The organism is Baaleninema simplex PCC 7105 (assembly GCF_000332355.1).
Taxonomy (GTDB): domain Bacteria; phylum Cyanobacteriota; class Cyanobacteriia; order Cyanobacteriales; family Geitlerinemataceae; genus Baaleninema; species Baaleninema simplex.
On the sequence record NZ_KB235958.1, the window covers coordinates 732689 to 736628 of the forward strand.

Here is a 3940-nt window from a genome sequence, read left to right on the forward strand (position 1 = left end):
CCTATCTGACCAAGCATCGACACCGGATTGTCAACTACAGCTACTACCAAGCTGAGGGTATTTCAATTGGCTCGGGTGAGATTGAGTCAACGGTCAAGCAAATTGGGCGACGGGTTAAGATTTCAGGGGCTCAGTGGCACGAAGACAACGTGCAACAAGTGCTAAAGCACCGATGTGCCTACCTGAACCATCAATTCTCAGACTGAGTCTTGCAAGATTGGGATGCACCCTGCAGCACTCATTGGAGCAGCGGGATTAGTATCGATCGCCCTCGTCTCCGAACTCGACGGAGAAGATAAGCTAAATTTAGGACTTTCCATCGGTTCGGGAACCCTTGCAGGCGCAGCATCCGTATTAGCCGCATGGACGGCGGCCAGTACCTTGGGAGTGGCGGGAAGTCTTTCCGGCGGTGCGGCGATTACGGCAACGATTTCAGCCTTGGGAGGATTGGGGGTTTTAACCGGAGGTGCAGCGTTAGTCGCGTCAGGAACCGCGTTTCTGATTTGGTCGTTTTTGAAAGGTCGTAAGAAACGAGACCAAGGAACGTTAAAACAGCTTGAAACTCGAATTTACACGCCAACCGAGATTTCTCAACCCGGTTCTTTAGGAGATTTTTTAGCCTCAAATATTGATGATTACTACGCCAATTATGAAGGATTTTCATCTCCTAATATTCCACTCGACCAACTATCCAAGGCTTTGTCAAGTTGGCTGTCCGTTCGTCCCGAGGAGCAAATTTTAGCCTTTGTAGATACGAGTATTTGGGATGACGGCAAGGAAGGCATCGCGTTTACTGAGGATCGAATTATTTGGAAAAAATCTGGAGTGTCTGACTCCATTGATTACGATTACCTGCTGTCACTTTTCGATTCTGGTGTCTCTCAGATGCTTTCCAGCGAAGACAATCGGGACGATTTACATCGAGTGGTCGAACTGGCAGAAATCCTCGACGATTCCGACGAAGATCGCTGGGTAGCACTTCTCAAGGAAATCGGACAAGTTTATTCGTTGTCTTCTCAAAGCGTCGTTTAATGCCAGCTTATAACTGAAAAGGTCGCTGCGTTACGATAACGCACGCCTACTGCGGCGAAAACATTGAGGTTATATCGTGCAAAATCGTCAAATTATATCAGTCAGTCTCATGGCACTTTTGGGAACAAGCCTAGGTTTTATGGTGGCTCCCAAAATGCTGAACTCCGATTATTCCAGCATCGCTGTTGCATCAGAATCTCGTCCCGTCATGGACAATAACGGCGACTATCATCCCTCAGATCCCAACAATCCACATATGTCTTGGGAGTGGGAAGTCGTCGATCCCGATCCCAATGGATTGAACTGTCGTTACTTAAATCGAAGCGAAGGTTCTCCAACCGGAAGCAACGATTTTTATAACTATCCCGTTTCTAACACTCTCATGCGGGGAGAAATGTTTAACTCGCCTCAAATTGTCTATGACGATCGCAACTTACCTTGGCTGTGGGTGGGAAGCTCATCGACCAATCATATTTGCTTCGTTCGAGCAAATTCGAGTTTCGTTCGACCCGTTCGAGTGTTAGATTTCCGTTTGTAAGTGGCGTGTGTGAGAATTCTAGCATAAGTCTACTCGTAGGGTGCGTTAGCGGGTGAAAGAATGTGGCAGAATTCAAATTCATGTACTTCCCGCGAACGCACCACCCACAATTTATCGACAATCTTGCGGGTTTTGTTACAGTAAAATTGAACCTACGACCTTCCAAGACCCATGACGAAGAAACTCACCATCCAACTGTCTGACGAACTCGAACAGCGACTTGCACAACGCGCTACCCAACTCAATCTGTCTCCAGAAACTTTCATCCTGCAAACTCTAACTCGCTCTCTCGAACTTCCCCAAGATCGACAAACACAGCCGACCCAATGGCCGGAGGAAATTCTCCACTTTACAGGAATTCCCGACTTGATTCCATTTGAAGATAACCGCGAAGAACTTCTTCCTCCTGAAGTAGCAGAATTGTTCTAATGCGTTACTTACTCGATACTTGTGTAATTAGCGACTTCGTGAAAGGAGAAATCGGTACGCAAACTCGAATGAAACAAACGTCTCCTAACGATATTGCAGTTTCGAGTATTACCGTCATGGAATTACGCTATGGTTTGAAGCTCAATCGGAAACGAGAATCAGAAATTACGCCGCTTCTGACTCGGTTCATGGATGCTGTTACCGTTTTGTCTTTTGAGTCAGAAACCGCAGAGCAAGCCGCTCAAATTCGTCAGTTTCTCAAAACGTCAGGACAGCCAATCGGAACTTATGATGTTTTGATTGCTGCTACCTCTTTACAACACGGTTTGATTATGGTTACAGCAAACGTCCGTGAATTTCAGCGAATTCCTAATTTAAACATTGAAAATTGGCGGCAAACGTAGTAATCCCTCGTAGGGTGGGTTATTGACATCCTCTCCCAGCAACCCGTTCCGGGTATGCAGGGAGATTCCTTGGGTCGCCCCAAAGATTTCCTGCTTCAACAGGTGCCAGCTAGACTGAGTAACCTCAGTCCCCGCCGCATCCCCTCCACAGGCAGTTTCGATTTGCCGTTGCCCACGGCTACAGATAACTTGTCCACTCGCCACATCACGGGGCTTTGTTGACCCGCAGTTGTGACAGTGATGGATTCGAGTTGAGAGATCTTTGCGAACCTCCACTCCACAGTCTGGGCATTCCTGAGAAGTGCCACGAGCATCCACCTTGCCGTAAAAGACATCACGCTTCCAGCACACCCAGGGAAGGATCTGATTCACAAATTGTCCCAGCCCAGCATCTAGAGTGTGTTTGCCCAACATCCCTATCCCCCCTTCGCCCCCCTTCAAAAGGGGGTTGGGGGAGTGAGATCTTCGACAAAAATCATCCCTGCACCATCACAGAGGTGATGAGCCAGCTTGAAATGCCAGTCTTTTCGCGTATCGGCAATCCGTTGATGGACTCTGGCAATTTTCTTCTGGAGTTTCAGCCAGTTAGCTGACCCCTTCTGCTTTTTCTTCAATCGGCGTTGCAGCGATTTCAGCTTGCGGTGCAGATTGTTGAAAAAGCGAGGTCGCTTGACCTGTTCTCCATCAGACGTTGAAAGAAAGTACTCCAGTCCAACGTCAATCCCTACCGGATGTCCGTGAGGGGCTACAGCAGGAATATCGACGTCAGCCTGAAGGCTAAGCATGACGAAATAGCCTGATGCCTTGCGGACAATCCGGGCTTGTTTTACCTGGAATATCTCTGGTATTTCGCGTGACCACCGAACCCGAACCCATCCCAACTGAGGCAGCTTAATCCCTTTGTCAGACACACAGTTTTTGAGTCCTCGACTCCGCTCGGACTCAACGCTGAGCGGAGCCGAAGCGTTGAGCATCTGGGGGAAGACAAAGCTTCGCATCCGGTTGGGTTTTTTGAATCGTGGAAGACCCGAACGCTTTAACCGCCACGACTCCCAGGAGGCTTCCAGTTTTCGGATGACTTGTTGAAGCACTTGGGCATTGACAGTCTTTAATCGGGGGTATTCAGCTTTGGCCGCAGTCAGCGACTTGCACTGCCGCGCATAACTGGGAAATGGTGCATCCGCAGGCCAGATAAATTCCTGCCGAATCGAACACGCATTCACGGGCGACTTGCGGGAATTCAGCCAATCCTTGCGTTCCCGCAGAGCAAAATTCCAGACATTGCGGCACACATCCAAAATGTGTTCGATGTCTGAAACCTGCTCCGCCGTTGGCTCTAGCTTGAATTCCCACGTCATGTTTAGCATGAAACTATCTTAGCTTAGAAAATAAATATTTGTTTCCTAGGCTTAAGCGAACTACTCCCTCCCGTCGCTTCACCACCCCCCAAGCCCTCGGCTATGGGCGGAGTACTGCGACGGATCTTGGTAGGCGATCGCGCGCGACACGACTCAGTTTTTTGCACCACCAAGGGATG

4 protein-coding genes and 2 pseudogenes are annotated in these 3940 nt (G+C 48.9%); 5 read left to right on the forward strand and 1 reads right to left on the reverse strand.

Annotation, left to right across the window (positions count from 1 at the left end):
• The 5 genes and pseudogenes from GEI7105_RS36735 to GEI7105_RS0105185 form a co-directional block, all read left to right on the forward strand.
• Positions 1-206 (forward strand): annotated as a pseudogene (locus GEI7105_RS36735) (ISKra4 family transposase); the annotation flags it as partial.
• 16 nt (positions 207-222) lie between these two features.
• Positions 223-1032 (forward strand): hypothetical protein, encoded by an 810-nt coding sequence (locus GEI7105_RS0105170; RefSeq protein WP_017659423.1) that lies wholly within the window; start codon positions 223-225, stop codon positions 1030-1032.
• A 154-nt stretch (positions 1033-1186) separates the two neighbouring features.
• Complete coding sequence (locus GEI7105_RS0105175; protein WP_144053675.1) at positions 1187-1570, forward strand: hypothetical protein; 384 nt, start codon at positions 1187-1189, stop codon at positions 1568-1570.
• Positions 1571-1741: 171 nt separating this feature from the next.
• A complete protein-coding gene (locus GEI7105_RS0105180) occupies positions 1742-1999 on the forward strand; it encodes a hypothetical protein (RefSeq protein WP_017659425.1) in 258 nt (85 codons plus the stop codon).
• Complete coding sequence (locus GEI7105_RS0105185; protein WP_017659426.1) at positions 1999-2403, forward strand: type II toxin-antitoxin system VapC family toxin; 405 nt, start codon at positions 1999-2001, stop codon at positions 2401-2403. The genes GEI7105_RS0105180 and GEI7105_RS0105185 overlap by 1 nt, the downstream gene beginning before the upstream one ends.
• Here GEI7105_RS0105185 and GEI7105_RS29135 read toward each other — a convergent pair.
• Positions 2374-3770 (reverse strand): annotated as a pseudogene (locus tag GEI7105_RS29135) (RNA-guided endonuclease InsQ/TnpB family protein). The gene GEI7105_RS0105185 and the pseudogene GEI7105_RS29135 sit on opposite strands and share 30 nt — an antisense overlap.
• Positions 3771-3940: the final 170 nt, after the last annotated feature.